This is a genomic window from Sulfurimonas sp. (assembly GCF_050296975.1).
In the GTDB taxonomy this organism is placed as follows: Bacteria; Campylobacterota; Campylobacteria; order Campylobacterales; family Sulfurimonadaceae; genus Sulfurimonas.
Map to the genome: position 1 here is coordinate 19,893 of NZ_JBNKRX010000037.1, position 26,977 is coordinate 46,869.

General features: G+C 33.1%; 28 protein-coding genes. 13 read left to right on the plus strand and 15 right to left on the minus strand.

Going from position 1 to position 26,977, the window contains the following annotated elements:
* Positions 1-207 precede the first annotated feature (207 nt).
* Both ACQY56_RS11775 and ACQY56_RS11780 read right to left on the minus strand, forming a co-directional pair.
* Positions 208-363: a hypothetical protein gene (locus ACQY56_RS11775; RefSeq protein WP_428739316.1), complete on the minus strand. Its 156-nt coding sequence runs from the start codon at positions 361-363 to the stop codon at positions 208-210.
* A 75-nt stretch (positions 364-438) separates the two neighbouring features.
* Positions 439-852 (minus strand): phage integrase N-terminal SAM-like domain-containing protein, encoded by a 414-nt coding sequence (locus ACQY56_RS11780; protein WP_428739716.1) that lies wholly within the window; start codon positions 850-852, stop codon positions 439-441.
* Between the two features lie 454 nt (positions 853-1,306).
* Between ACQY56_RS11780 and ACQY56_RS11785 the strand changes: the two genes are divergently transcribed.
* The 7 genes from ACQY56_RS11785 to ACQY56_RS11815 all read left to right on the plus strand — a co-directional run bounded on the left by ACQY56_RS11785 (position 1,307) and on the right by ACQY56_RS11815 (position 6,046).
* Positions 1,307-3,040, plus strand: coding sequence for an ATP-dependent nuclease (locus tag ACQY56_RS11785; protein ID WP_428739715.1), 1,734 nt, complete (start codon positions 1,307-1,309; stop codon positions 3,038-3,040).
* Between the two features lie 100 nt (positions 3,041-3,140).
* Positions 3,141-3,413 carry a hypothetical protein gene (locus ACQY56_RS11790; protein WP_428739244.1) on the plus strand — a complete coding sequence of 91 codons (273 nt, stop codon included), beginning with the start codon at positions 3,141-3,143 and terminating at the stop codon, positions 3,411-3,413.
* 349 nt (positions 3,414-3,762) lie between these two features.
* On the plus strand, positions 3,763-4,116 hold the full coding sequence (locus ACQY56_RS11795) for a winged helix-turn-helix transcriptional regulator (protein ID WP_428739243.1): 354 nt from the start codon (positions 3,763-3,765) through the stop codon (positions 4,114-4,116).
* On the plus strand, positions 4,113-4,664 hold the full coding sequence (locus tag ACQY56_RS11800) for an NADPH-dependent FMN reductase (protein ID WP_428739242.1): 552 nt from the start codon (positions 4,113-4,115) through the stop codon (positions 4,662-4,664). Before ACQY56_RS11795 ends, ACQY56_RS11800 begins: the two co-directional genes overlap by 4 nt.
* A complete protein-coding gene (locus ACQY56_RS11805; RefSeq protein ID WP_428739241.1) occupies positions 4,648-4,980 on the plus strand; it encodes an EthD family reductase in 333 nt (110 codons plus the stop codon). Before ACQY56_RS11800 ends, ACQY56_RS11805 begins: the two co-directional genes overlap by 17 nt.
* Positions 4,981-5,087: 107 nt before the next feature.
* Positions 5,088-5,519 carry a hypothetical protein gene (locus tag ACQY56_RS11810; RefSeq protein WP_428739240.1) on the plus strand — a complete coding sequence of 144 codons (432 nt, stop codon included), beginning with the start codon at positions 5,088-5,090 and terminating at the stop codon, positions 5,517-5,519.
* Between the two features lie 86 nt (positions 5,520-5,605).
* A complete protein-coding gene (locus ACQY56_RS11815; RefSeq protein ID WP_428739239.1) occupies positions 5,606-6,046 on the plus strand; it encodes a VOC family protein in 441 nt (146 codons plus the stop codon).
* Positions 6,047-6,057: 11 nt separating this feature from the next.
* On the opposite strand, the gene ACQY56_RS11820 is transcribed toward ACQY56_RS11815, so the two are convergent.
* The 3 genes from ACQY56_RS11820 to ACQY56_RS11830 form a co-directional block, all read right to left on the minus strand.
* Positions 6,058-6,795: an NUDIX domain-containing protein gene (locus ACQY56_RS11820; RefSeq protein ID WP_428739238.1), complete on the minus strand. Its 738-nt coding sequence runs from the start codon at positions 6,793-6,795 to the stop codon at positions 6,058-6,060.
* Positions 6,796-6,802: 7 nt separating this feature from the next.
* Entirely contained in the window at positions 6,803-7,825 is a 1,023-nt protein-coding gene (locus ACQY56_RS11825; protein WP_428739237.1) for a GGDEF domain-containing protein, read from the minus strand.
* A gap of 198 nt (positions 7,826-8,023) precedes the next feature.
* Positions 8,024-9,259 (minus strand): coproporphyrinogen III oxidase family protein, encoded by a 1,236-nt coding sequence (locus ACQY56_RS11830; RefSeq protein ID WP_428739236.1) that lies wholly within the window; start codon positions 9,257-9,259, stop codon positions 8,024-8,026.
* Positions 9,260-9,403: 144 nt separating this feature from the next.
* On the opposite strand from ACQY56_RS11830, the gene ACQY56_RS11835 reads away from it, so the two are divergent.
* The 5 genes from ACQY56_RS11835 (at position 9,404) to ACQY56_RS11855 (ending at position 16,195) form a co-directional block, all read left to right on the plus strand.
* Entirely contained in the window at positions 9,404-11,257 is a 1,854-nt protein-coding gene (locus ACQY56_RS11835) for an EAL domain-containing protein (protein ID WP_428739235.1), read from the plus strand.
* Between the two features lie 123 nt (positions 11,258-11,380).
* Entirely contained in the window at positions 11,381-11,953 is a 573-nt protein-coding gene (locus ACQY56_RS11840) for an EF-hand domain-containing protein (protein WP_428739234.1), read from the plus strand.
* Between the two features lie 64 nt (positions 11,954-12,017).
* Positions 12,018-12,686, plus strand: coding sequence for a response regulator transcription factor (locus ACQY56_RS11845; protein ID WP_428739233.1), 669 nt, complete (start codon positions 12,018-12,020; stop codon positions 12,684-12,686).
* The gene (locus ACQY56_RS11850) at positions 12,673-13,926 is read left to right on the plus strand and encodes an ArsS family sensor histidine kinase (RefSeq protein WP_428739232.1); all 1,254 of its coding nucleotides are present in this window, start codon (positions 12,673-12,675) and stop codon (positions 13,924-13,926) included. The genes ACQY56_RS11845 and ACQY56_RS11850 overlap by 14 nt, the downstream gene beginning before the upstream one ends.
* A gap of 97 nt (positions 13,927-14,023) precedes the next feature.
* The gene (locus ACQY56_RS11855) at positions 14,024-16,195 is read left to right on the plus strand and encodes an EAL domain-containing protein (protein WP_428739231.1); all 2,172 of its coding nucleotides are present in this window, start codon (positions 14,024-14,026) and stop codon (positions 16,193-16,195) included.
* Here the strand turns inward: ACQY56_RS11855 and polA are convergent.
* Genes polA through ACQY56_RS11905 form a run of 10 tightly spaced genes read right to left on the minus strand, consistent with a single transcriptional unit; the run spans position 16,187 to position 25,523 of the window.
* Entirely contained in the window at positions 16,187-18,904 is a 2,718-nt protein-coding gene (gene polA, locus ACQY56_RS11860; protein WP_428739230.1) for a DNA polymerase I, read from the minus strand. The two genes, ACQY56_RS11855 and polA, sit on opposite strands and share 9 nt — an antisense overlap.
* Complete coding sequence (locus ACQY56_RS11865; protein WP_428739229.1) at positions 18,904-19,722, minus strand: HDOD domain-containing protein; 819 nt, start codon at positions 19,720-19,722, stop codon at positions 18,904-18,906. The genes polA and ACQY56_RS11865 overlap by 1 nt, the downstream gene beginning before the upstream one ends.
* A gap of 52 nt (positions 19,723-19,774) precedes the next feature.
* Positions 19,775-20,482 (minus strand): sulfite exporter TauE/SafE family protein, encoded by a 708-nt coding sequence (locus ACQY56_RS11870; RefSeq protein WP_428739228.1) that lies wholly within the window; start codon positions 20,480-20,482, stop codon positions 19,775-19,777.
* Positions 20,483-20,986 carry a hypothetical protein gene (locus tag ACQY56_RS11875; protein ID WP_428739227.1) on the minus strand — a complete coding sequence of 168 codons (504 nt, stop codon included), beginning with the start codon at positions 20,984-20,986 and terminating at the stop codon, positions 20,483-20,485.
* Between the two features lie 7 nt (positions 20,987-20,993).
* Positions 20,994-21,611 (minus strand): TPM domain-containing protein, encoded by a 618-nt coding sequence (locus tag ACQY56_RS11880; RefSeq protein WP_428739226.1) that lies wholly within the window; start codon positions 21,609-21,611, stop codon positions 20,994-20,996.
* Positions 21,611-22,456 (minus strand): TPM domain-containing protein, encoded by an 846-nt coding sequence (locus ACQY56_RS11885; RefSeq protein WP_428739225.1) that lies wholly within the window; start codon positions 22,454-22,456, stop codon positions 21,611-21,613. Before ACQY56_RS11885 ends, ACQY56_RS11880 begins: the two co-directional genes overlap by 1 nt.
* A 3-nt stretch (positions 22,457-22,459) precedes the next feature.
* The gene (locus tag ACQY56_RS11890) at positions 22,460-23,053 is read right to left on the minus strand and encodes a LemA family protein (RefSeq protein ID WP_428739224.1); all 594 of its coding nucleotides are present in this window, start codon (positions 23,051-23,053) and stop codon (positions 22,460-22,462) included.
* A gap of 49 nt (positions 23,054-23,102) precedes the next feature.
* Positions 23,103-23,930 (minus strand): tyrosine-type recombinase/integrase, encoded by an 828-nt coding sequence (locus ACQY56_RS11895; protein WP_428739223.1) that lies wholly within the window; start codon positions 23,928-23,930, stop codon positions 23,103-23,105.
* A complete protein-coding gene (locus ACQY56_RS11900; protein WP_428739222.1) occupies positions 23,930-24,925 on the minus strand; it encodes a hypothetical protein in 996 nt (331 codons plus the stop codon). Before ACQY56_RS11900 ends, ACQY56_RS11895 begins: the two co-directional genes overlap by 1 nt.
* Before the next feature lies 1 nt (position 24,926).
* A complete protein-coding gene (locus ACQY56_RS11905) occupies positions 24,927-25,523 on the minus strand; it encodes a hypothetical protein (RefSeq protein ID WP_428739221.1) in 597 nt (198 codons plus the stop codon).
* A 165-nt stretch (positions 25,524-25,688) separates the two neighbouring features.
* Here ACQY56_RS11905 and ald point away from each other — a divergent pair, with 165 nt between their 5' ends.
* On the plus strand, positions 25,689-26,786 hold the full coding sequence (gene ald, locus ACQY56_RS11910; RefSeq protein WP_428739220.1) for an alanine dehydrogenase: 1,098 nt from the start codon (positions 25,689-25,691) through the stop codon (positions 26,784-26,786).
* Positions 26,787-26,977 lie beyond the last annotated feature (191 nt).

Here is a 26,977-nt window from a genome sequence, read left to right on the forward strand (position 1 = left end):
CGTACTACGCCCTAAAAAGCAAAACTAAAAAAAATTACGAAATGAAAATATAAAGAAAAATTACAGCAGGTGCAGCAGAAGGAGAGAAGCTTTAGTTGCAGAACAACGTCCTGACATTGATGTTGAAATAGTAATGTATTGACTTTTCATAAATCTCTCCTTTATTTTTGAATTGTGTAATTATAGCACATTTAAAAATCTAAAGGGCTAATAACTTTTGACTTGTTCAACTTGTACTTTTAGCTCATCTTTGATCTTCAATGGAAGTGGCACCGTTCTGTCTTTTAATGATTTACTATCCCATATATAAACTTTATCAAAACCAAAATCTATATCTTTTATCCGAATATTTTGAACAGCCATCAGTGGTACCTTTGGTACAACACTTCAGGTTCCAAAGCTATAAATGACAAGCAGTTGTCATTTATTTTACGCTTTTCACATTCTAAGTCCACACCCGTACATAAGTTTGACCATAAGCTGATAGATACCGTTCATATTTAAAATGATGGTTTGCACTTCATCTTTTGTAAGCACTACGGGGATGTGCTTTCTTTGCTGTGCTCTTAAAGCTTGAACATTCCAAGTGCTGATGTCGATACCCAACACTTCTCTATATAAAAATAGCAAAGCGCTAAAAGCTTGGTTTTGAGTTGTCGGTGACACTTTTTTCTTTACTGCTAAAAAAGTTAAAAAATCTTCTATTTCCTTTTTGCCTAAATTTTCAGGATGTTGCTTATGATGAAAAAATATATAATGTTTTATCCAAAATATATATGTTTTTTCTGTTGAAATACTATAGTGCTTAAATCTGATCTTATCTCTAACGATGTCAAGTAACTTTTTTTTCATTTTAACTCCTCAAATTAAACATGCAAAATGTACATTTAACACTTTTTTTTAACGATTAAACGGCAAAATGCTCAAATAACGGCGATTATATTTTTAAATGTACATTGTAAATTTTGTCAATTCTAGTTCTTTTAACCAAAAAGAACTAAAATCATTGCAATTTGTCATATTTTTTCATTTAAACCGACATTTTTTATGTTCATTTATTTGGAAATACCGAGCAGTTTAATATATAATGTTCGTTGAATAAATAGATGCGACGTACCCGCTTCGCGTATACGTCGCATCGGTCGCGCTGAACACTGAACGTGCCACCTACCATTTGCTGATCTTCGCTACGTCCATCAAATGCCAGGAGTCACACACCAAGCCATCCTCCAGAAATCAGCAAGCTGATTTATGAAGTCTGACTTAGTGGTGCTCAGCGCGACCGTTATATTTAGAGGGAGAAACAATGCTATCAAAATTAAAAACTATTGAATCCCTCTTTTCAAAAGGAATTATAAAAGTAGAACTTGAATATCTGAAAGTAAATAAATTTAGACAATTTGAAGACAATTCACGTGTTGATTTCAATCATCCTTTAACTGTATTAGTTGGTAAAAATGGTTCAGGTAAATCTACACTTTTAAAACTTATAAAATCTATTTCAAAAGGTAGAAATGCAAATCACTATTTTTTTGAGACTGAATGGGATGAATTCAATGACAAAGGAATATCTGAATTTCAATATAAGATTTCAGAAAGAGAATTTAAAGAATCAAAAACAAAACACTTTGATTGGGTGTTCTCCCCAGTAAAAAGTGATTTGAGTAGTAACAAGTTAATTAAAAGTTACTTGGAAAATCCTGAAGTTAAAACATACACTAAGATCACAGATATTGAGTTCAAAAGTTTAATTGGATCATTTGAAAAGAATATATTTTTTGATAATCAAACAACCAAAACAGATCTTAAAAGTAAAGCGGATTATGCAAAAAGAGTTACAAAAAAAGTACAGCAGTCAATTGAAACTAAAACAAACTCTGGGGAAAAGGCTAGCATTTCATATATAAACAATCAAAACCTTAAGGCTATAAATAGAATTTTAGGTAAGGAATATGAAGAGGTAAAAATAATAAAGCATAGATTTTTTAATGGTACCTGGGGTACAAGTATAATTTTTAAGTCCGGCAATCAATATTCTGAAGCCAATTCAGGGAGTGGTGAGTTTATAGTTTCAAATGTTATTTATAAAATGTCATCGCTTCCCAAAAATTCAATCTTATTACTAGATGAACCTGAGCTATCTTTGCATCCAGGTGCTCAGAAAAGGTTACTTGAATTTGTTCTTGATTTAATAATAGAGAAAAAGATACAAGTAATATTATCTACACATTCTTCATCTTTTGTTGAGCTTCTACCTAATGACTGTATAAAGAATTTTGTTGTAAATACTAGTGGAAAAACAACTATCGAACAAAATGTTAACTATTTGAATGCTTTTAATAACTTGGAGATTTCTTATGATGTACCTAACATTATTGTAGAAGATTCGTTAGCAAAAAAATTAGTAGAAAAAATAATTGAAAATAAAGGCTTAAACAATCAGTTTAATGTTTGTTATTTTTCAGGTGGAGCTTCAAGTATTAAGACCTCACTAATCACAACATTTTCTAAAGTTAATGACAACAATTATTTTTTTATGCTAGATGGGGACATGTATAGGTGTAATGTTGTGGACTTATCAGAGATTCCAGAAGCAAAAAAGACAGAACAATACCTTGAAAACGAGATATACAACATTACAGGTGTAAATATTAAAAAATTTAATTTCAATGTTGATGGAGGAAAGGATGGTTCAAATAAGCAACAAAAACTGGATTTGTATACTAAATATATAAACTTTTATAGAGAAAAAGTATTCTTCTTGCCTCAGAAAACACCAGAAGATATTATATATGATGAAAGTTTTTTGCAGAGAATATTTCCATCAGTAAACTCCGAGTTGCTGAATCAAATTAACAACTCAAAGGGTAAATTTAAAAACATTTCTGATCAGCTGAACATTAATTTAGAGTCCCTATATGATGTTTTTGCAACGAACTTTATTACTAAAGAAGTTAATGAAAAATCATATCACTTAATAAGTGAACATTTAGAAAATATTTTGGCATTAAGTAAAAATATAACAAATCAGGGGAGCTAATAAATTACCCTGTGGGAAATTTATTAGCTCCCTTCAAACGTTATAGCTAGAAGGAGTAACTAGAAATGAAAAATACAAAATCCAATTTAAGGTTGAAATAATGGATATGAAAACAATTATGGCTAGAGTATTGGTAGGGGCGCTAGGAACATTTATCGCCCTACAAAGTCTCTCTTTCTTTGGGCACATGTTCAAAAACATTAACCTTTATACACAAGGATGGCATGGCGCTTTAATGAAAGGCATTGTCATGGGAGTTATCGGTCTATTGATTTTTTTAGTAGGTGCATGGATGGTGAAGGCTGCTATTATCCACAAAGAAAAAAAAGCTGATGACAGCGAGGAAGAAGTAAGTTCACAAACGGCTGAATAAAGTTGTGTTGCGTAACTGCTATAACAAGTCAGAGGAGACCAATCAAAAACCCGCAGGCGGCTTTTTGATTGCTCATTTTAAACGATGCGACGTACCCGCTTCGCGTATACGTCGCATCGGTCGCGCTGAACACTGAACGTGCCACCTACCATTTGCTGGTCTCCACTTCGCTACGTCCATCAAATGCCAGGAGTCACACACCAAGCCATCCTCCAGAAATCAGCAAGCTGATTTATGAAGTCTGACTTAGTGGTGCTCAGCGCGACCGTTAGCTATAGAGAGAGAAACAAGTAAGGTATATTAAAATATACTAAGGATAATTAAAGAAACTAAAAGATATGCTACTCTTATGATAAAATTCAATAGTAAACAATACAATTCTACATCAGAAATATTTTTCGATATATTTAACGATAAATCGAAACTTATGATTATTTGGTATTTAAAAAATAATCCTCTTAGATTTAAAGAGCTTTTTGAATACTTACAACCTATTACAAAAAAAACTTTATCTATAAAATTAAAAGAATTAGAACAACTTAATCTAATCCATAGAGAGGTATTTGCCCAAGTACCGCCAAAAGTAGAATATTCTTTAAATGAGTATGGCAATGATTTAAAACCTGTAATAGATGAAATACTCATTTGGTCACAAAAATATGCAAAAGCTTTTGCTCAAATAACAAATGAGAATCTAAAATGAAAATTTTAGCAATATCTGGTTCACTTAGATCAAAGTCATACAACAGTGCAATAGTTAGAGCACTAAAAGAGATAGACGAAAACGTAAATATTTACAAAGATTTGGGAAAACTCCCTTTTTTTAACCCTGATATTAATACTCATACATTAGAAGAAGATTTCTCACCAGCCTTAGTTCAAGAGTTTAGAAAAAGTATAGCTTCTTCAGATGCGATAATTATTAGCACACCAGAATATGCTTTTGAAATATCGGGAGTATTGAAAAATGCTCTTGATTGGTTGGTTTCAAGTGCTGAAATTGTAAATAAACCAGTAGCTATAATCAGTGCTTCAACATCTGGGATGGGAGGAGATAAAGCAAATATTGTTTTGATGAATTTGGTTAAAGTCTTAACAGGTAAAATCGAAAAAAACCTTACTTTAACAGTCTCTATGGTTAATAAAAAGATTAATGATAAGGGTAAAGTTATTGATAAAGTATTAATTGACGAACTGCACACTTTACTTTATAATCTAAAACAAGTAACCAAAAATGAAAACTATGTTTAACATTTCAAGTATATATACAAAAAAAGAAAACTATTATTTTGACTTTGATTATTATATAAATAATCATATGCCAAGGTCTATAGAGATTTTATCAAAAGCACAAGGTTTTATAAAAGTATCTGTTGAAAAAGGTATTGATATAAAAGAACAAAATATTGAGTCATCTTATATTGCAATGTGTCATTATTATTTTGATACACTTGAAAACTTTATGATAGCTTTTCTTCCTTATTCTGATGAGTTACAAAATGATATTAAAAACTATACAAATATTATACCTATTATTCAAATTAATGAAGTGAAACTTTCAAAGTAAGATTACTTAAATGGATATAATTAGCTAACAAATCAGTGGAGCCAATAAATTATCCTGTGGGCAATTTATTAGCTCATTTTAAACGTTAGGCTACAAAAGGAGCAAAAGTGAAAAAAGAAAAATCGGCTGCAAGTGTTGTCACACATCACATACTACACACAACAATTCTATTTCCATTCTTTGGATTACTGGCAGGGTACTTTGTACTCAAGTTTTTAGGCGATTCTCTTGACGCTACAACACTGAGAATTCTAAAAGATTTGGTCAGCATTGGTTTTGTCTTTCTTGGCGTGAAGTATTCACTTTCGTACATTGACAAAAAATACTCCGTTACAAATCCAGAAAAAAGCTCAAAAATCTCGATTATTGTTTTTGGCGTATTAGCTGCATGTGTGTGGGTGCTTAGTATTCTTAATGGTTTCAATATCATCGGTATTGTTTACAACACCGTATTTTTCGGAATTGTCTTTGCAATTTTCTTTGTAATGACAAAAAAGTATTTTTCGAGCTTGCAAGCTCCACAAACGACAGAAGCCTAACAAGGCTCTGCACACCAATATGAACCCCGCACGCGGGTTTCATATTGGTGAGTTTAAACGTTAGACCCAAAAAAGGAAACATACATATGCGATTTGCACATACAAATATAGCCGCAAGAGATTGGAAAAAATTATCAGATTTTTATATAAAAGTTTTTGAATGTAAAGTCAAACCTCCCCAAAGAGATTTAAAAGGCGAATGGCTTGATAAAGCGATTGGCATAAAAAATGCCAGACAGATGGGTGTACACTTGTCTCTTCCAGGGTATGAGAATCCACCAACATTAGAAATATTTAGTTACGAAAAATTTATAGATACAAATCCAATCATGGCTAATCAAATTGGTTTTACACATATCGCATTTGAAGTGGATGATGTAGACCAGGTACTCGCAAAAGCTATTGAACATGGAGCGACAACCTTAGGCGAAGTTATTGAAAATGAAGTTGAAGGTGTCGGCATGTTAAAGTTTACCTATTTGCGAGATATCGAAGGAAACATTATAGAGATTCAATCGTGGAGTTAAACTCCAACATCTCAAAAGAAAAGCTCATACTCCGTATTTACCCTTACTTGTAGTTCTAACTCATCATTTTTTATAAAACCTTGTTTAGTTTTGAGTGCAGTTTTTACTAGCTCTTTGTTGTAGGGGAGTACATCTTCACGCTCTAGGTACTCGTCTACATCTATCCATTTTGCATCTTCGATCTCATCTGTATCTTGGATAGTTATCTCCCAAGAAAGTGGTTTTGCTAAACACACCACATAAAGATTTGACTCGCCAAATTGTGCCGGAGTGAAGTGCCCAAGAGAAATGATGGAGTCAAACTCCACCTTTATGCCAGTTTCTTCAAACACTTCTCGTTTTGCAGCTTTAGAGATGTTTTCTCTATCGTCTATATAGCCCCCTGGCAGTTTATATGTTTGATATACTCTGTCTTTAATGGTTAAAAGTTTCTTCCCATCCAAGACCACTACACCAACACCAAGTGTATGGTTTTTTGCCGTGGGCATTGTAGGTTCTGTAATCAGTTTTTTTACTAGCATCAAAGAGTTTTCATCACAATGATGAAAAACAAACCCTTGCTTTGTAAGAAGTGGAATAAACTCTGCATTTTCTATAGAGAGTTTAATCCAAAGAAGTTTTTTATTTTCTACATTTTCAAGCAGTGCGACTAAAGCCTCTTCAAACTCTAAAGGTGAGTGCTCAATCGAACTGTTTTGTATCGTTATGCCACTGTATCTATCTTCTATAATTTCAAATGCTTTTTTCATGTTCATATTATAACACTTGTACTTGATTCCGTCCATTTGCCTTAGCTTCGTAAAGTGCTTTATCAACTCGTTTAAAAAGAGTATCTTTGGTATCTTGTTTTTTCCATTCGCTCACACCTATACTAACTGTTACAGTTTTTGAGATATTGAAAGGGTAAGCCGCTATAGTATTTTTGATATTTTGTGCCAACTCAATCGCTCCAGCAAGTGGTGTTTCAGTCGCTAAAATGATAAACTCTTCACCACCTAAACGACATAACAAGTCACTTTTTCTAATTCTTTCATTGATAACTTGACACAATTCAACAAGGATTTCATCCCCTTTATCATGTCCATATTCATCATTTATTGATTTGAAAAAATCAATATCTAAAAGTAAAACTGAAAAACCATAACCATAACGTCCACTTCTAATGATCTCAGCATATATCTCTTCATTATAAACATTTCTATTATATGCACCTGTTAATGGATCAATCCGTGAATGAATTTCTAGGTTATGACGTACCAAAAGATTTATAAGCCATATAATCCCAATAATAAGTAAAAAATCTATAAAAAATACAACAAACATAAGTTGAAATGTGGAGAGTTTATTTTCTGAAAGTGCTTGGGCTAAATACACAGTATGATTTGCATGTTCCCAAAAATGCTCACTCTCTGTCACAATTTTCTCTTTATTTTCTTGAGTTCTCTCATCTCTATATCTATAAATGAGTTCTTTTAAACTTATCCATTCAGCTTTTAAAGATTGGAGTTGTTGCAAAAATGCATTCATATTTCTATTGAGTAGTACTTCACCTTCTAAATCAATCATGATATGAAACATAGTATCTACTTGTTTTATATCTGCATCACTATTGATTTGATTTGTTTCTAATTTACAAACTTTTTGCACACCACCACGAATTACACCACTTTCATTTATTATCTGCGCATCAAGTTTCATTTGATTTACACCATAGTATGTGATATATCCATTCACACCTATGATAATAATATGTAGTGAAACAATAAAAATTAGCCGCATACTATAGCTAATTTTATGTCCTAATTTGTCTAATAAATATCCAACATTTTTCATGTGTATCCAATGTGATAAAATCAAGTATCTATCATTGTAACTAACACAGTAAGGATATTAGGGAATTAAAAGCTTATATTTTTCTAAAGTGTTTCATTTAGTAAAAATATTTAATATTATAAATTATTTACTAATATTAAAACACTATTTTACAATCAGTCCATCTTTCTCATCTAAACTTTTACGCATCGTTTCTCGAACATAATCCATCCCATTATAAAACTCTCGCATCATAACTGACATCAAATAACTTCCTTTTTGAGAAACATTCCCCTCTGTATCGTATACACCCAAACGTTTAAGTAAAAACTGCTCAATTTTTGGATGTTTGGAAGATGCGTGAAGTCCAAAAAGTTCAGTCACCATTCTATACTCTGCAATTGCACGTTTAGGAAAACTCACTGCATGAGTTATTGGAAGTTTTTCTTGCTTTAATAACTCAGCATATTTTGGAAGTGAAAAAGTATTTGCATATAAAGTATCTCCTATAAAACTAAAAGCACCACTCCCAACACCTACATATTCACTTCGCTCTATCACGTATTCATCGATGATATCATCCCCCTCTAACGACCATGCCCATGAGGAACGTTGTGTATATGCTTTACCCATACGCTTTTGAATGATCTCATACAATTTTTGCTCTTTTTTATCGTTAAGTTCACCCCACTCTTTACTCAAATGTTCTTGAATATTTGGTGCATACATCAGTGGATAAAAGGTAACTTGTTTTGGGCGTAGTTTTAAAATCTGATCTATCTCTTCATGTATCTGCGCCTCACTCTGGCTTGGATAGTTATAGATGATATCTACATTTACAATAGCAAAATCCTCTAAAATAGCTTTTACTTTTTCAAACTGCTCTTGTGCTGAGCCAAATTTATGATGCCTCCCCATCTGTATAAGATACTCATTATTAAAGCTTTGAATCCCTATCGAGAGTCGATCTATCTCTTTGTGAAACTCTGGAATGTTTATATCGGCTATATGCAAAGGATCGCTTTCACACGATATCTCTTTAATATCAAATAAAGACTTAGCGAGTTGGATTGTTTCTAAAAGTTTTTGGGGCAAAATCGTAGTTGTACCACCACCAAAATAGATAGAGTCAAATTTATATCCTAGTTGATGCACTAAACGTATCTCTTTATGGAGCAATTCAAAGTACTTTAAAGCACTTTGTTCATCAAAAGGAAATTTATGAAAAGAGCAGTAAGGACACAAAGTATGACAAAAAGGGATATGAATATAGAGTAATCTTGGCTTATCATCTGTAGCTTTTGGAAGTGAAAGTTTTGTTGGCTGTAAATGTAGAAAATGTTTTGTAGCATATCTCATCACTTGTGAAACTGCTTTTGCCGAAAAAGTACTACTAAGCATATTTAACTCTTTTTGATAGCATAGAAAAAATTATATTCTTTCCCACTTAAGTAAAACTTTTATACCCTTTTTTATTTAGTTTCATTTTATTTTAATTCAGATACAATGAGTAAATAAACTATTCTTATATATAAAGAGTGTCGTATGAGAAAAACACTAAACAAGAAGAGAATCTATACAACTTCTATCCTTCTCTCATTGGTGATAGTATTGTCATTTTTTTCTTTCCAAGTTATCTTTTTTATCGATAATTTCAAACTACAATATCTCTTTGTCCCTTCACTTTTAAGTATTGGTTTAGGAATTTTAGTTGGAAAAATTCAAATTCTTAGTAAGACACTACAAAGCCAAGAGAGAATTTTTCATACTATTGCTGATGAAGCAAAAGAGTTTTCTTACTTTAGAACAAATAATGGCGATTATGAATATATCTCTCCTGTAGTTGAAAAAATCACAGGCTACTCTCAAGAAGATTTTTACAAAGATAGAAACCTCTTTAATAATTTAATTAGCGAAAAAGATAAAGCCTTATGGTATGGACACCTTCACGATATAGAAACCCAAGAAGATGAATATCGTTCACTTGAACTTCGAATCACTCATAAAGATGGGCATGAAATATGGATTAATCATAGTTGTTCTGGAATTTATGAAAATGGACGTAAAATAGGTATACGTTCTGTAAATACAAATATCTCAAAGCGTAAACGTGATGAACAAGCTATCTACGAACTCAGTATCTATGATAATTTAACTACATTACCAAACAGACATAAAATCTTTGAAACACTTCATAGTTTCATAGACACACAGACACAATTTAGTGTGCTTTTACTTAATTTAAATCGCTTTAAAAAGATCAATGACAATCTTGGTCATAATGTGGGCGATCAAATTTTACAGCTAGTAGCTAACAATTTAAAAAAATGCTCTAAAAAAAATACATTTGTTGGTCGTCTTGGTGGGGATGAATTTTTAGTTGTATTAAAAAATAGAATAACCAAAGAGGAGATAACACCTTATCTTGACAGACTCTATGCTTTGATAGAAAAAGATTACCAAATAAACAACTTTACTTTTTTCATGGGTGTAAGTATTGGTGTAGCATCATATCCACAAGATTCAACCCATGTTGAAGATTTACTTGCATGTGCTGATAAAGCAATGTTTAAATCAAAATCTATATTATCGACACATACCATCTTTTATAATGAGATGGTTCAAGATTATAGTATGGATGATTTTATCATAGAAAAAGATTTAAGAGATGCCATTAAAAACAACGATCTCCTACTCTATCTACAACCAAAATACGATATGCAAACTAAAAAAATTGACTCATATGAAGCACTTATTCGGTGGGAAAAAGATGGGCAATATATCCCACCTGAAAAATTTATACCAATTGCTGAAGAAACAGGACTCATTAACGATATAACAAGCTTTGTTTTAGACGAAACTTTTCAACTTGCTAAAAAATGGTACGATAAAAAAAGGGAACCATATAAAATATCTATTAATGTAAGTGTAGTGGATTTTGTTTCTGATTATTTTCTCTCAAACATCCAAAAGAAACTTGAACATTATGCTGTAAAAGCTGAGTGGTTTGAACTTGAAATGACTGAAAGTATTTTTCTAGATAAAGATAAAAAGATAGAACAAAGAATCCAATCTTTAATTCAAATGGGCTTTAGTATCGCCTTGGATGACTTTGGTACTGGGTATTCATCTCTTGCATATCTCACACGTTTTCCAATAAACACTTTAAAAATTGACAAATCGTTTGTTGAAAATCTTACAACAGACTATACAAAATCATTTGCATTACTCAAATCAATTTTATCAATTGCAGATGCTTTAAAACTCAATATTGTTATTGAGGGTGTAGAAACTCAAGAACAACTCGATATCATACAGTCTTTAGGTTTGTATGTTATCCAAGGTTTTATATTTTACAAACCGATGTCTATTGATGCTATAGAACGCCTCGCTTCTTAAAAAGTAACTCTAAAGTAACAATAATTTTTTCCCTTTTAGTTACCCGAAAATTACCATTTCTTTTTTATACTGCCACTAAGCCAGTCTTTTTGTCTGGCAATCTTTACAAAAAAGGAGTCTGCTATGAATGTTAGTTCATCGTATAGTAACTATGCATCGTACAGTTCGATGCAAAGTACACAATCAGCTCCGCCACCGCCACCACCTGAGCAAAATATGGTTGAGGAACTTCTCAATGCTTATGATACAGATGGTGATGGTGCACTCAGTAGCGACGAATTTAGTGCTTACGCTGCTGAAAACGGTACAGATTCCTCGACTGCAGAAAGTCTATTTAACTCTTTAGATAGTAGTTCTGATGGATCTTTAAGTAGTGAGGAGTTGCTAAGTGCCCTTGAGCAATCTCGTCCAAAACCACCTGAGGGGATGCCACCTCCACCACCGCCACCTTCTGAAGAAGAGGGAGAAAGTCTTGAAGAGCTTTTTGCTTCTTTAGACACAGATGGTGATGGAAGTATCTCTTCAGATGAGTTTCTGACTGGTTTCTCACAAGAAACTGAGTCTACTAGTAGTACAACAGATGAAACACAAGAAGAAAGTATTTCAAATCTAGCTGCTACTCTACATAACCACATTTTTGAGAACTTATTGAATTACTTCAACACTTCATCAACCACATCTACTCTAAGTTCTTAAAATGAGTAACATGCCTTTTGCGCATGTTACTTCATTGTTACCGTTTTCAAACTATAATCTTTATATGATAAATATATTGATGATAGAAGATGATGTTGAACTTGGTGAACTCCTTTGTGATCAACTTATTAAAGAAAACATCTCAGTTACATTAGCAACAACACCCTTAAAAGGGCTAGAGCTTTTTAAACAAAACAGCTTTGATGCCTTAGTCCTTGATCTTTCTTTACCACAAATGGATGGGCAACAAATCTGTAGACTTATTAGAAAAGAGAGCGATATCCCTATACTTATCTCATCTGCTCGTGGTGATTTACACGATAAAAGTGAAGGATTTGCAGGTGGTGCTGATGACTTTCTCCCAAAACCATACGATCCACAAGAATTAGCATTTCGTTTAGAGGCTATTTTACGTAGAGTCAATCCTGGGCGCTTTTTAAGTGAACATCCTTTTATAATAGATGAAGTACGTCAAGAGATTACAAAAAATGGCTTACTACTTACACTCACCCCTGCTGAGTATGAAGTTTTAGCTTACTTTATAAAAAAAGATCGTCATGTCATAACAAGAGAAGAACTTTTACTCAATATCAACTCAATTCGCTATGAAAGTAGTTTAAAAAGTATAGATGTTTTAATGGGACGTATCCGTTCTAAAATCGGTGATAATCCAAAAAACCCAGAATACCTTTTAGCAATCCGTGGTCAAGGATATAAATTTGTCAATCAATAAAGACTCACTTATTACAAAACTAGCACTCTTTTTTATAGTGCTTTTTGTATCTATCAATTTTTTATTTTATTTAGATTATGATTATAGGAAATATAAAGAGCAAAATTCTTTGTATGAATATATGTCACAAATGGCGCATCTAATTAACGAAAGACGTGGTGACGTCAATCTTTCTGAGTTTCATATACTTATATCTTCTTTATCACGTGATACACTTAAATCTGAAGCAAAAGAGCTGCAAAATTCACCATTTGAAACTTTGTATCTATTCAAAAATAAACACTACTTTGTAGGTTGTAGACCACCAAAACCACCCCAAGATGATAAACATGATTTTGACTTTTTTGAAGATAAAAAGCCTCCAAAAGATTTTTTTGACCATGCAAATGAGTGTATAGTTTTAGAATCTTTACACGAGAATTCAAATCTTCAATTTTGGTTACTTATCGGGATGACAAATTTTGTTCTTATCCTCTTTTTTGCTTATTTCACAAAAAAACTACTTCGATTACATCAACTCGAAAGTGCTATTGCTCGACTTGATAATGATACGCAACCAATCCCTCTTCAAGTCGATACAAATGATGAAATAGGCAAAATTGCTCTTGAGTATAATAAAGTTCAAGAAAGACTTGCAACAATGAAAGAAGCAAGAACACTGTTTCTAAGAAATATTTTACATGAACTTAGAACCCCTTTTATGAAAGGAAGACTCTTAAATCAGTACATAGATGATATATCTTTAAAAAAAAGATTTGCACAACTGTTTGAGAGAATGGAATTTGTCTTAGGTGAACTAGGTAAAATTGAAAAATTAACAAGTGGAAATTTAGAATTAAATGCTCATCTTTACAGATTAGGTGATCTTTACGATCATGCGTATGATCTACTTTTACATGATGAGACACGTATAGTGCTTCAGGGGGATCGTTCTATTGAAATCAAAGCAGATTTTGAATATTTTGGTGTTGCATTAAAAAATTTAATCGATAATGCATTACGTTATTCAGATAATGAAGTACAAGTAGAACTTTTAGAAGATCGCATAGTAGTTTGTAGCAAAGGTGAAAAACTGAGTATAACTCAGGACTCTTTTTTACGCCCTTTTAATAGAGATTTTGAAGGTGGAGGATTGGGACTTGGGCTTTATATTACAAATACGATTTTAAAACATCACAATTTTGTTTTAATATACACAAATAAAAATAAGACCAATTATTTTAGTATTGTTTTTAAATAACAACAATATTTTTTAACATTTTGGTCCAATTTGCTTATTTATTTAAAAATTCTATGTTAAAATAGAGATATAAAAATAGTCATAAATGGATGTGTCGATGCCAATAGATCAAAAATCTTGTGGAAATTTGGAACTTATTAATGTTGATGAAGTGCCAATTTCAAAAGAGGAATATGATCAAATTATCAATATTCAAAGTGATATTCTTGGGATGATTGCTGATGGTGAAGATTCTGATCTCATCTTAGATACTTTATGTTTATTAGCAGAAAAACTTCTCCCTAACGCTGTTGCTTCAGTTATGTTTCTTGATCCAAAAACTGAACTCTTAAATGTACTTGCTGCTCCATCTGTACCAGAAGTTGGACATAAAGCATTAGAAGGTCTTCAACCTGGAACGGGTGGTGGTTCTTGTGGTAATGCAGTCTATAGAGATGAAGCTCAGTATGTAGTCAATACTTTTGAAGATGTCCGTTGGGAAGATTTAAGACAAGTGGCATATGATTTCAACTTATGCTCTTGCTGGTCTATGCCAATTCGTGACGAACATGCCAAACCTATTGGTTCATTTGCACTCTCATCATTTGAACATCGCTCACCTTCAAACTTTCATAAAAAGCTTTTAGAGACTGGTGCAAAAATAGTAAGTATAATTTTAAAAAATATTCAAAAAGAACAAACAATTAAGCTCTTTTCATTAGCGTCTCAAAATGCCCTAGAAGGGATTGTGGTTACAGATGAGCACAATAAAATTGTAGAAGTCAATCAAGCATTTAAAAATATATATAAATACACAGAAAAAGAGCTCATAGGTCAAGACCCAAAAATTTTAGCTTCACAAAAACAATCAAAAGAGTTTTACAAAAATATGTGGGAGAGTTTGGAGAAAAATTCTCAATGGGCTGGAGAAATTGTCAACCTTAATGCTTTAGGTGAAGAAGTTTTTCAGTGGTTGAGTATCAGTGTTTTAAAATCACCTCACAATAAAAACAATTACGTTGGAGTATTTACTGACCTGACAGAGCTCAAAAATGCTCAAAATAAAATAGAAAAGATGGCATATTATGATCCTTTAACATCTCTAAAAAATAAAACAAAACTCTCAAATATGCTTCATTCTCTCAAAAAAGAAGTTACACTTATCTTTTTGAATATAAATAATTTTTCATACATCAATACCTCTTATGGATACGATATAGGGGATCAGATTTTAAAAGAAGTTGCAGAGGTATTAAAACAAAACTTTGACCAGCATCATACTTTTAGAATTAATGCTGATGAGTTTGCTTTACTTTATGAGAAAAAAGTTGATATTAAAAAGGTGGTTTCAGAAGTTCAAGAATATTTTTATGGTTCAACTTTACTTGTAACTGATCTTACTTTTAATATCTCTTTTACATTTGGTGGAGTTTTTGGGAAACATCATCTCTTACGAAATGGAGCTTATGCTCTTAAACAAGCAAAAAATCGTGGAAAAAATTCTCTATTTATCTACAAGCACGATGATGATATTGCTTTAAATAAAAATCATACAAAAGCATTTATAGAATCAAATAGACTCTTACATTTAGCTTTGCTTGAAAATAGAGTTATCCCTTATTATCAAGGTATTCGAGATAATAAAACGAAAAAGATAACAAAATTTGAAGTACTCGCAAGAATCCAAGAACTTGATAAAGTACTGCCACCTATTGTGTTTTTAGAAGCTGCTAAACTCTCAGGACTTTTAATCGAGATTACAAAATCTATTGTCGATAAAAGTTTTCAAGAGATGGCAAAGAATAACTACGATTTTTCTATCAATATAACAGAAGAAGACCTTAACCAGTACTATCTTCAAGAGTTTCTTTTGAAAAAAACAAAAGAGTACTCTATCGATCCTTCGAGAGTTATCTTAGAGGTGTTAGAAGGTATAAGTGCTACAGGAAAAACAAACCATATCGATCAACTTATAAGTTTAAAAGAGTGTGGATTTAAAATAGCAATCGATGACTTTGGTTCTGAATATTCAAATTTTGAACGTATTTTAGATATGGATATAGATTTTCTAAAAATTGATGCACGTTATATAAAAAATATAGATCACGATCAAACAAGTTATGAGATTACTAAAGCGATTAACTTCTTTGCTAAAAATGCAAAAATCCCGACAATTGCCGAGTTTGTTCATTCTCAAGGCGTTCAAGATAAACTTGATGAACTCGGTATTGAGTTCTCTCAAGGGTATCTCTTTAGTGAACCTTCTCCTAAACCTATACCCTTATTTTAACTCGCTCCAGTTATCGCCTATGTTAAGCGATGCTTTTAGGGGGATATGAAGTGTAAAGATATCCTCCATAATAGATTGAAATTTTTTTCCAAGTTCATCTGCAACATCTGCATCCACTTCAAAGATCAATTCATCATGAATTTGTAAAAGAATCTTTGCTTTTAGACTCTCTTTGTGTATCGTTTTTTCAATCTTATTCATCGCAAGTTTGATGAGATCACTTGCACTTCCTTGAAATACACTATTGACACTCTCACGCTCATATGCTGCTTTAAACATAGGTGTTGCATTTTCATAGTCAAAATAGCGTCTTCGCTTAAGTAGTGTTTCTATATACCCATTTTGTTTAGAACTATCAACAATTGAGCGAAAATATGTTTTTACCGTTGGGAAAGATGCAAAGTATTTTTCTATGATATCTTTAGCTTCTTTGGTTGTGATACCTAATGTTTCAGAGAGTTTTTTCTGCCCCATTCCATATAAAAGTCCAAAGTTTACAGTTTTTGCAACATTTCTTTTTTGTGTAGCTTCACTTTCTCCAAAAAGTACCGTAGCAGTTTGTAAGTGAATATCTTTATCGTGTTTAAAAGCATCCACAAGTACTGGGTCTTGTGAGAAATGTGCAAGTAAACGCAACTCAATTTGTGAGTAGTCGATCCCTATAAGTTTTTTACCCTCTGATGCTATAAAAGCTTGGCGAATTTTTGCTCCAAGTGGTGTACGTGTTGGGATATTTTGCAAGTTTGGATTTTTTGAACTTAAACGTCCTGTTGCTGTTCCTGTTTGTACAAACGAAGTATGTACACGAGCATCTTCACTCTCACGAGAGAGTTTTAAAAGAGGCTCGATATATGTAGAGTAGAGTTTATAAACCTCTCGATACTCTAAAAGTTTTGGAATGATTTCATGTGCATCATACAAAGAATTTAAAACTTTTTCATCTGTTGAATATCCTGTTTTTGTCTTTTTCCCAACTGGAAGTCCTAAGGTTTCAAAAAGTATAACCCCCAATTGTTTTGTAGAGTTAATGTTAAACTCTCCACCAGCTAAGGTATAAATATCTTTTGTAAGTGAATTTAAACTCTCTTGCACCTCATCTAAAAACTTTTCTAAAAATGCACTATCAACCTTTATACCATTTTCTTCCGTAGTTAGGAGTGTTTGCATAAACGGTATCTCTATTTCACTTGCTTCATCTATAAGATGATCTGCATTTTGCAGTTCAAGTTTTTTCAGAAATAGATTATAAAGTCTCAGCGTGATATTGGCATCTTCAGCTGCATATTTACACGCCTCTTCTAGCTCAACTGAAGCAAAAGTTTCCCCTTTTTTCACTGTGTCTTTAAAAGAGAGCATTGTGTGATTGAGCAATTTTTCGCTGAGTTTATCAAGTGAAAGTGCTGCTTCTGAGTTGATAAGCCATGCTAAAAGCATACTATCACCATATACTTTTAACTTTTCACCTACAAATTTATTTAAAAAGTGAAGATCAAACTTAATGTTATGACCAACTATTAAAGAGTTAAAAATCTTTTTGATTGCTGTTTTTGCATCATCTTCACTGATTTGATCTCCCACTCCTAAATAAAAATGCCCAAATGGAACATAGTAAGCTTCTTCATCATCAAAACAAAAAGAAAAACCAACAAGTTTATCTGTTTTATAATCTAGCCCTGTTGTCTCGGTATCAAAAGCTACAACTGTAGAATTATCAAGCTTTTCAATTATACGATTAAGTATATTTATATCAGTTATGAGTGTTGTTTTAAACTCTATACCGCACGTTTCCTCTTTTATCTCTTCACTTACCCTTTTAACAGCTTCCTCTTGCTCCTCTTTACTCACCATATTTTTAGCATGAAGTGTTCGAAGTACTGCATTTTGTTCATATTTTACAAGCTCATCGTAGATATTTAAAAATGGGTGCTCGACATCCATTCTATACTCTTCAAAATCAAAGGTCTCCAGTGCATCATCTTTAAGAGTTACAAGCTGTTTTGACATGTATGCACTCTCACGTGATTCAATTAGTTTTTTTTGATTTGCACCTTTAATCTGTTCAACATTTGCATAGATATTATCCAAACTTCCATACTCTTTTAAAAGTTTTTCAGCTCCAACTTTTCCTATCCCTCTTACACCTGGAACATTATCAGCACTATCACCTAAAATAGACTGATAATCTATAAACTGTTTTGGTGTAACACCATACTTCTCATAACAAGCATCTTCATTTATACTTTTTCGTTTTATCGCATCTACAAGTACAACTTTATCATCATCTATAAGTTGATACAAATCTTTATCGTGTGATACTACACGAACAATATACCCCTGCTCTTTTGCATACTTTACAACAGTAGCGATCATATCATCCGCTTCAAAACCTACACGCCCTAAAGTTTTGTAGCCCATTTTATTGATCCACTCAATAGCAACTGGTAACTGCATTGTAAGTTCAGGTGGTGGTGCTTGACGATTTGCTTTGTAGTTTGGATCTATATCATTTCTAAAAGTGGGACCTTTGCTATCAACTGCAAAGATAAGATAATCACTATCATGTTCTTTTTGTAAGCTAGAGATGAAGTTTGTAAAACCTGTTAAAAGTCCTGTAGGAAAACCATCTTTTGTTTTTAAGTGTTGTGGAAGTGCATAAAAGCTTCTAAAGAAGAAGCCAAAAGTATCTATAACTGTAACTACTTTAGACATTAATCTTCTTCAATAACATCTAACATATCATCTATACAATCTTCTAGTACCTCATATTTATACCCAGCGTCTCTTGCTTTACGAAGTGCAAAGTTAATCGCTTGTTCAGAAAATGGTTTATTGATAGGTAGGGCAGTTTTTACAATATTGAGTGCTGTAGCATACTCTTTTACTTCATCTGGTGCTGCTGCTGGGTTGTCCGCATATTTAATCATTGCTACAAACTCTTCATCAAATCCCCAATGCTCAAATACCTCTGATGTAACTTCCGAGCTTGTAACACCTACATAAGTTTTTTCAACTTGTGCTAAATTATTTGACATCTCAATTTCAGATTGAAAACTTACATCTTCATCTTCATTGATAACATCACTTGCTATAAGAATTTTTCCTGTCTCTTGTAAAAAAGCTGCTAAATGAAGCTTCTCAGCTTTTGCTCTATCTATTCTTGAATACCATTTCTCCATCAAAGTTGCTTGCATAGAAGATATCTCAGCGAACTCTTCACTTGTGATACCATAAGGTTGCATATCTACATTGAGTAGTTTTCTCAGTGCATTTCCAAGTGCAATTGAGCGTGTCATACTCATACCAAAGAGTGACACAGCTTGTGCAACACTCGTGATCTCTTTTCCAAACCCATATAGAGGCGAATTTGCAGTTTTTAAAAGGTTTGCTACAATCATCGGATCATGTTCAATAACTTTAACAAGCTCTCCAATCCCTGCTTCTTCATCTTTATAAACTGTTTCTATATCTGCTATAGTTTTTGAAAGGGGTGGAAGTGATTTAATACTATCTATAATTGAGCTTTTCATAACTCTAAAACCTTTTTTTGATTTATTATATCCAATTCTAAATTATCTATACTTAATGGCATTGCTGCACAGTTCGTAAAGGGTTTGTCAAATAATCATAACCATTATACAATGTAAAACCACCATATAAAATAACAGCAACGCTTGATAAACTCATCATCATATTTCTAAAACTTGTTGCACTTGCCATAGAAGATAAAAATCCTAACCCAAACATCGCTGGGCTTGTACTCACGCCAAAAATAAACATCACAAGCGCACCATAAAATACACTTGCAGTTGCAGCAGCAGTGATAGCAAAAAAGTAAACAAATCCACAAGGAAGCAAACCATTTAACATCCCAAGCACAAAAAAACTATAATTCGACTTTGAATTGAGTATGCTTTTAAAAGCATTTTTATACGTTTGTGAAGATGAAAAAGTATGCTCAATAACTGTCAAAAACTTGATCTTTCCCATCAATGAAAGTCCGGCAAGTATCATCATGATTCCAGCAAAAATAAGTAATGCCCCATTTGCTGTATTTGAAAATGTCACAACACCACCAAGTGCTCCAAAAATAGCCCCTAAAATCGTATAAGTAAAAATACGCCCAAAACTATAAAGCAAATGTGCAATACTTTTTGAAACTTTAGAACTTTGTGGCTCAATCTTTATACTGGAATATGCCAGAACAATCCCACCACACATACCTATACAATGCCCAAATGAACCTAAAAATGCTATACTTATAATCGCTAAAATATTGACTGTATCCACTTACTTATCCGTTAACATTTTTTTAATTTTTGCATCTTGCATTGTCTCACCACGAAGTGTAAAAAGTTGCATCTCATCAAACCCTATAAGTCCATCTTTTTTCTTCTCATACGCACCAAAACCAAATCCCATAGGTGTAACTTCATCTCTTGAATAGTATGCCATTTTTCCATCAATCCATTGATGGGTATCTCGACTCATTACCCAAATTTTTGCATCATTTTTAAAAGGTTTATTTTCTAACCAAAGTACAAAATCTCCATGATCGTGAAAAAACCATGTTTTTCCATCTGGAGCAATTATTTGCGAAGCGTACTCAAGATCATCTATAACCATCCCACAATAACTGTCTTGATATTTATGCAGTTCGATCTTAAGTGGAATTTGTTTTAAATTTCCCTCTTTAATCACCACCATATGCTGTGTTTTTCCAAGTGAGAGGAAGATAAAAACTATAATAACTACAAACAATAAAATAATTAAAAGAGGTGCTATTTTTTTCATGGCTGTATTATATCAAAATAAGATGGTTAGGTAATGTGTCTTTATCCTCTTTTGTTTTTGGGAAAAGCTCTATAAGTAACTCACTTGTTTTTGCGATAGTTTCAAGATAACCTTGTGCAATCCTGCCCTCTTTTACATGTGCTATAAAACTTTCTACCATTTCACTCCAGAGTGCATTATCTACTTTTTGTAAAATCGTTGCATCTGTTAAAATTTGTACATATTTTTCTGCTTCACTTACATACAACATTACGAGTCCATTTTGTTGTGAATTTTGCCCCAATAGTTCGACAAATTTTGCGTTTGCTCTGTTTGCACTTCTTTTTCTTTTTATAGACGCTGGTACAAGTAACATTTTTATAGGTTTCAATCGCGTAATAATTGCCAAAATAAAAAATGAAAATAACTGCACAAGTGCAATCTCCTTTTGCGTTAAACTTCCAAAAAACAGGTAGATATATGGCAATGCAAATGCTATAACTCCAGCCCACAGTGTCGGAATGTAGAGATACTCATCGCTTTGTTTTGCAATCACTGTTACAATCTCGGCATCGCTTTTACTTTCAAATAGCTCTATGGCTGATCGAATCTCATTTTGTTCTACTTGTGTTACTAAATACTCCATTACCAACTCCCCGATGCTCCACCGCCGCCGAAGCTTCCGCCACCGCCGCTAAAACCGCCAAAACTGCCTCCACTACTAAAACCACCAGAAGAACTATATCCTCCTGAACCTGATTCACCAAACATCATCTGAAAAAATGATATTATCCAAACAACAATAGAAGCCATCAAACTCAAAAATAAAAAATACACTATTATTGCTAGAACTGTTGAAATAGTTACTGCTATTTTAAAACGAGTACTTTGACTTTTACCAGATAAGAACGCTTCAACTACAATAGAGAGGAAGATAATAGCTATAATGCCTACTGTTACTATACTTGAACCCTCTTCATTTTGCGTTTTATTACTCACTTTTGTTATTTCATACTCACCATCTAAAGCTTGTAAAATTGCACTCGTTCCGTTTTCTATTCCTTGCACATAATTTTCTCGTTTAAATGCTGGAAGAATCTTCTCTTGGATGATGTCGTGTGCTATTTTATCTGTAAGAGTACCTTCTAAACCATACCCAACTTCTATACGAACTTTTCGCTCATTTGGAGCAACAATAAGTAAAACACCATTATCTTTACCTTTTTGTCCAATACCCCAATAACGACCAAGTTGATACCCATACTCCTCAATCTCATACCCTTGGAGTGTTGCAAGTGTTACTATCACTACTTGATTAGAAGTTTTTTGCTCGTGTTGTGCTAAGATTTGTGTTAATCTTTCCTCTTTATTTGAAGTAAGAAGTGACGCATCATCGACAACACGACCTGTAAGTTTTGGAAAAGTTGGCTCAGCTATTATCAGTGAGCTAAAAAAACTTAATAGTAAAACTAGTTTTAGCAACACTCTCATAGATTAGAACTCAACTTTAGGTGTAGCTTGTTCTTGTGGTGTAGCTTTAAAACTCTCTTTGATCTCTGCTTCTGGATAAAAAATAGCAGCTACCCATCTACCTGGAACTGTTCGTAGTTCAATATTATATTTTTTCACTGCTGCAATATAATCTTTTCTTGCAACTGCTATACGATTTTCAGTCCCTTCAAGTTGCGACTGTAACGCTTGAAAGTTTTTATCTGCTTTAAGTTCCGGGTAGCGTTCAACTACAACCATTAAACGTGAAAGTGCTGAACTAAGTGCCCCTTGATTTGCTTCAAACTGCGCTAAAGTATTAGGATCGTTTAACATATCAGACGAGACATTCATCTGCCCTACTTTTGCTCTTGCTTCTGTAACCTCTGTAAGCACCTCTTTTTCGTGTGAAGCGTAACCTTTTACAGTTGCTACAAGGTTTGGTATCAAGTCTGCACGGCGTTTGTATTGGTTATCTACTTGTCCCCAAGCCGCTTTTACACCTTCATCAAGTTTTGGAACATTATTGATATGTGAAGCTATCATTATAACCACAAGTAAAACTACAACACCAATTGCACCTAAAATAATATTTTTCATATATATCTTCCTTAATTTTTAAGTTATTATAACTTATTTTTTACCTCGTTCAAAAAGACTCTTTAGCCATTGGATGACATACATCCACCGTATCTTTTAAATCTTGTTTTTGTATATGTGTGTATATCTGTGTTGTAAGTAAAGACGAGTGCCCCAAAAGCTCTTGTACAACTCTTATATCTGCGCCACCACGTATAAGTGAAGTTGCATAAGAGTGTCTTAAAACATGAGGAGATACACCCAAATATTTTTGTGAAATTTTAAATGCAGAGATTCGAGAGAGTTTAGTCCCTTTATAATTACACCACACAAACTCTTTATCAAAACTCAAAGCATCTAAGTACTCTTGTATAACATCACGTGCAACTTTTGCCAGAGGGACTATACGCTCTTTTTGCCCTTTTGCATGGCGGATGTGTAGCCACTCCCCTTCTATATCTCCTAAAGAAAGCTCTAAACACTCACTGATCCTCGCACCACTCGCAAATAAAAAAAGGATTAAAGCGTAGTCTCGCTTTCCAATCCAAGTTGATCTATCGATCAAAGAAAGACCACGTTGTATATCTTCATACGATAAAAATTTTGGAAGCAGTTTTGGAGTTTTTGCAGATTTTATTTTTGTAAACTCCTCAATAAACTCCTCTTTATAACAAAAGTCAAAAAAAGCATTGATCGAAGAGAGTTTACGATTGAGAGTTCGTTTGTTTTTATAATTACTTAAAAGGGTTAAAATTGTTGGGGTATCTAAATTTATAAGAGGTTTTTGAAACTTCTCTTCGAGTTGTAAAAGATCACTTTTATACGCTTCAACACTCTTTTTACTGAGTGTTTTAGTGACTATTATATACTCTAAAAAAGCTTCAAGTTCACGAGACATTACTCAACTGATATCTGCGTATCATCCACATAAAAAACTTTATCACCTACAAATACAAAACCATCATCAATATCGGCTTCATATATTTTATAGCTAAAAGTATCTTTTTGAATCTCTATGAGATATCCCTCTTTTTCAAGAAGGTAAAGTTTATCATCAGCACTAATCATCCCTAAGATATGTGCAAAAGGAAATTTAGCTTTCTTTACAACTTGAAGGTCAGGTGTTAAAGAGATAACATTACCTTGCTTTGTTGCAAGATAGATCAGTTTTCCATCGTCGATAATACTTCTTATCTCATACTTTCTTCGTGTCTCTTTTTGTGCGAGAGAGAGTATTTTTGTTCCAGTTGCTGCGATAATTTTATTATCAAGTATATTAAAATAGATTACGTTATTAAACTTGTCTGCTGATGAGATGATAGCTGTACGTAGACGTTTTTTTGTTGTTGTGTTAATGATTACAATTTTTCCATCAAGTGTTGAAAAAATCACAAGATCATTCATAAAATAAGGATTTACTATCTTCATATCAACAGCAAGTGCTTTCGTCCCTTGCTCTTTTAAAAGAAGTTCTTGTGTATTAAGATCATATAAAGCCATATCATTTGTTGCAAAAAGAACTGCTAAAATATTATCCTTTACACTTGCAGCTGCAACTGTATTTTTGAGGTCAAAATATTTTGTGACATTATGGTCATTTGTTGAGGTGAGACTCACATTTCCATCTATAGATGTTGAGATAATCCACCCATCACTTACAGAAAGTATTCTTTTATCTTCATCTATATTTATATCGTAGATACCATGTTTATCAAGAACTTTTCTATTGTCTAAAAGAGCTGCATTGTATGCTCGATCAACGATATCTGATCCTATAGTGCTCTTTTTACCCCAATCATTCTCAACAACCTGAGGCTCAAAAACTTCTTTTGTACTACAGCCACCCAACACTAATGTTGCAATTGCAACAATAAAAAATAAATAGTTTTTCAAACTATTTTACTCCATAGTGCATTAATGATTTTGCTACGTTTGCCATAGGTGATTGTTCAGAAATCATACTTAAATTTGCATGTGCTTCATCAATTCTGCCATCATTCATAGCGATAATTGCAACTTCTACAAGTGCTAAATCTTTATAGATTGCATCTTGTTTTTTTACATAACTTTGTAGCATCTTCTCATCATTGTTCAATTCAGCAGCTTCATACTGTGCCATATCACCAACAAGGAGTGCTTTTGAGTTAGAAAGCTTTTCAAGCTCTTGTGCATTTTTATTTGCTACGGCTTGAGAGTATAACCATACATCATGCAACTCTGGACTCAACGAATTTAATCTCTCCATAGCAACAGTATCTAAAGGGTTTGCCTCTAATTCTTTTAATGTTTGATTTGCTGTATCGATAGTGTTTTGTTTATTTATCCCATAACCAATATCTGCAGCTACAATTAAAACAATCGCTACTACAAGTCCTATAAGTGGCTTTTTATATTTTTTTATAAATTTTTCTGTAATAACAGCTTTTTCAAAAAACTTCTCCTCAGAGTTAAGTTCCTCTTTTACCATATCTATATTATCTTTTAAGCTCAAAATAATCCCTTACATTTATCAAAGTACAAAATATTATCGCATAGTTTGTTAAATGTTTATTATATGACCTATGATTTTTTATTGGCATAGATAATGTATGGTTTGTTTTAGGAAGAAAAATTATTGGAGAAAGTTTGCAAATCTAATAAGTTAAAGGAGATACAGATGAAAATCGGTATACCAAAAGAGATTAAAAAAGATGAATATAGAGTAAGTGTTACACCTGCGGGAGCTGCTGAGCTTGTTGCTCTTGGACATGATGTATATGTAGAATCAACTGCTGGTGAAGGGAGTGGTTTTAGCGATAAAGAGTACGCAGATGTAGGAGTATCTCTTTTACTTGAGGCTACTGAAGTGTATGAAGTTGCCCAGATGATTGTAAAAGTAAAAGAACCTATTGAACCTGAATATCATCTGTTTAAAGAGGGGCAAACACTTTTTACCTATCTACACCTTGCAGCAGATGAAAAACTAACTCACTTTTTGCTGAATAAAAAAATAAAAGCTTTTTCGTATGAGACATTAGTTGTTAATGGTAAACTTCCCCTACTAGAGCCTATGAGCGAAGTTGCGGGGAAAATGGCATCACTTATGGGTGCTGTGCATCTTGGAAAATATCAAGGTGGCTTAGGTTTACTAGCTGGTGGTGTCGTTGGTACCCAGCGTGCAAAAGTGATGATACTTGGTGGTGGAATCGCTGGAACATGTGCAGCTGAAATAGCGGCAGGTCTTGGTGCTGATGTGACAATATTTGACATCAATTTAGAGAGACTTCGATATCTGGATGCTACACTTCCTGCAAATGTAGCAACACTCTATAGTTCAAGCGAAAATATCCGCTCACTATTACCATCCATTGATATAGTAATAGGGACTGTTCTTATCCCTGGAGCAAAAGCACCAAAGCTCATAACCAAAGAGATGCTTAGTATTATGAAAAAAGGGAGTGTGCTTGTAGATGTTTCTATCGATCAAGGAGGATGTTTTGAAACTTCCCATCCAACAACACATACGGAGCCTACCTTTATAATAAATGGTGTTGTCCACTACTGTGTAGCAAATATGCCAGGTGCATATCCTCGAACTTCAACTTTTGCACTTACAAATGCAACTCTTCCATACATCAAAGCACTTGCAAAATATGGGGCGCAAAGTGTTTGTGAAGAGATGCCAGTTATGATAAGTTCATTAAATACTTATGATGGTGTTTTATACAATAAAGCAGTTGGTGAAGCACATGGCATTGCAAGTTCAAATAAATAAATTAAGTTTTCTATGATAGAATTTAACATAGACTTCTTGCAAAACTATACAAAGTATGAGCAAAAAGAGAAACAATTTAATCAAGGCAGATGTTCTTTAGCATAGTGAGCTATGCTGAAGGTTATCTAACGCAGAGTAAAGCAGTTTATCTTTTTGCCCTACGGGAAGCATAAAAAGAGGCAATCTTGCAT

Coding starts and splice junctions, on each gene's coding strand:
- ACQY56_RS11775 (WP_428739316.1), bottom strand. CDS start 363: ATGGCTGTTCAAAATATTCGGATAAAAGATATAGATTTTGGTTTTGAT.
- ACQY56_RS11780 (WP_428739716.1), bottom strand. CDS start 852: ATGAAAAAAAAGTTACTTGACATCGTTAGAGATAAGATCAGATTTAAG.
- ACQY56_RS11785 (WP_428739715.1), top strand. CDS start 1,307: ATGCTATCAAAATTAAAAACTATTGAATCCCTCTTTTCAAAAGGAATT.
- ACQY56_RS11790 (WP_428739244.1), top strand. CDS start 3,141: ATGGATATGAAAACAATTATGGCTAGAGTATTGGTAGGGGCGCTAGGA.
- ACQY56_RS11795 (WP_428739243.1), top strand. CDS start 3,763: ATGATAAAATTCAATAGTAAACAATACAATTCTACATCAGAAATATTT.
- ACQY56_RS11800 (WP_428739242.1), top strand. CDS start 4,113: ATGAAAATTTTAGCAATATCTGGTTCACTTAGATCAAAGTCATACAAC.
- ACQY56_RS11805 (WP_428739241.1), top strand. CDS start 4,648: ATGAAAACTATGTTTAACATTTCAAGTATATATACAAAAAAAGAAAAC.
- ACQY56_RS11815 (WP_428739239.1), top strand. CDS start 5,606: ATGCGATTTGCACATACAAATATAGCCGCAAGAGATTGGAAAAAATTA.
- ACQY56_RS11820 (WP_428739238.1), bottom strand. CDS start 6,795: ATGAAAAAAGCATTTGAAATTATAGAAGATAGATACAGTGGCATAACG.
- ACQY56_RS11825 (WP_428739237.1), bottom strand. CDS start 7,825: ATGCGGCTAATTTTTATTGTTTCACTACATATTATTATCATAGGTGTG.
- ACQY56_RS11830 (WP_428739236.1), bottom strand. CDS start 9,259: ATGCTTAGTAGTACTTTTTCGGCAAAAGCAGTTTCACAAGTGATGAGA.
- ACQY56_RS11835 (WP_428739235.1), top strand. CDS start 9,404: ATGAGAAAAACACTAAACAAGAAGAGAATCTATACAACTTCTATCCTT.
- ACQY56_RS11840 (WP_428739234.1), top strand. CDS start 11,381: ATGAATGTTAGTTCATCGTATAGTAACTATGCATCGTACAGTTCGATG.
- ACQY56_RS11845 (WP_428739233.1), top strand. CDS start 12,018: ATGATAAATATATTGATGATAGAAGATGATGTTGAACTTGGTGAACTC.
- ACQY56_RS11855 (WP_428739231.1), top strand. CDS start 14,024: ATGCCAATAGATCAAAAATCTTGTGGAAATTTGGAACTTATTAATGTT.
- polA (WP_428739230.1), bottom strand. CDS start 18,904: ATGTCTAAAGTAGTTACAGTTATAGATACTTTTGGCTTCTTCTTTAGA.
- ACQY56_RS11865 (WP_428739229.1), bottom strand. CDS start 19,722: ATGAAAAGCTCAATTATAGATAGTATTAAATCACTTCCACCCCTTTCA.
- ACQY56_RS11875 (WP_428739227.1), bottom strand. CDS start 20,986: ATGAAAAAAATAGCACCTCTTTTAATTATTTTATTGTTTGTAGTTATT.
- ACQY56_RS11880 (WP_428739226.1), bottom strand. CDS start 21,611: ATGGAGTATTTAGTAACACAAGTAGAACAAAATGAGATTCGATCAGCC.
- ACQY56_RS11885 (WP_428739225.1), bottom strand. CDS start 22,456: ATGAGAGTGTTGCTAAAACTAGTTTTACTATTAAGTTTTTTTAGCTCA.
- ACQY56_RS11890 (WP_428739224.1), bottom strand. CDS start 23,053: ATGAAAAATATTATTTTAGGTGCAATTGGTGTTGTAGTTTTACTTGTG.
- ACQY56_RS11895 (WP_428739223.1), bottom strand. CDS start 23,930: ATGTCTCGTGAACTTGAAGCTTTTTTAGAGTATATAATAGTCACTAAA.
- ald (WP_428739220.1), top strand. CDS start 25,689: ATGAAAATCGGTATACCAAAAGAGATTAAAAAAGATGAATATAGAGTA.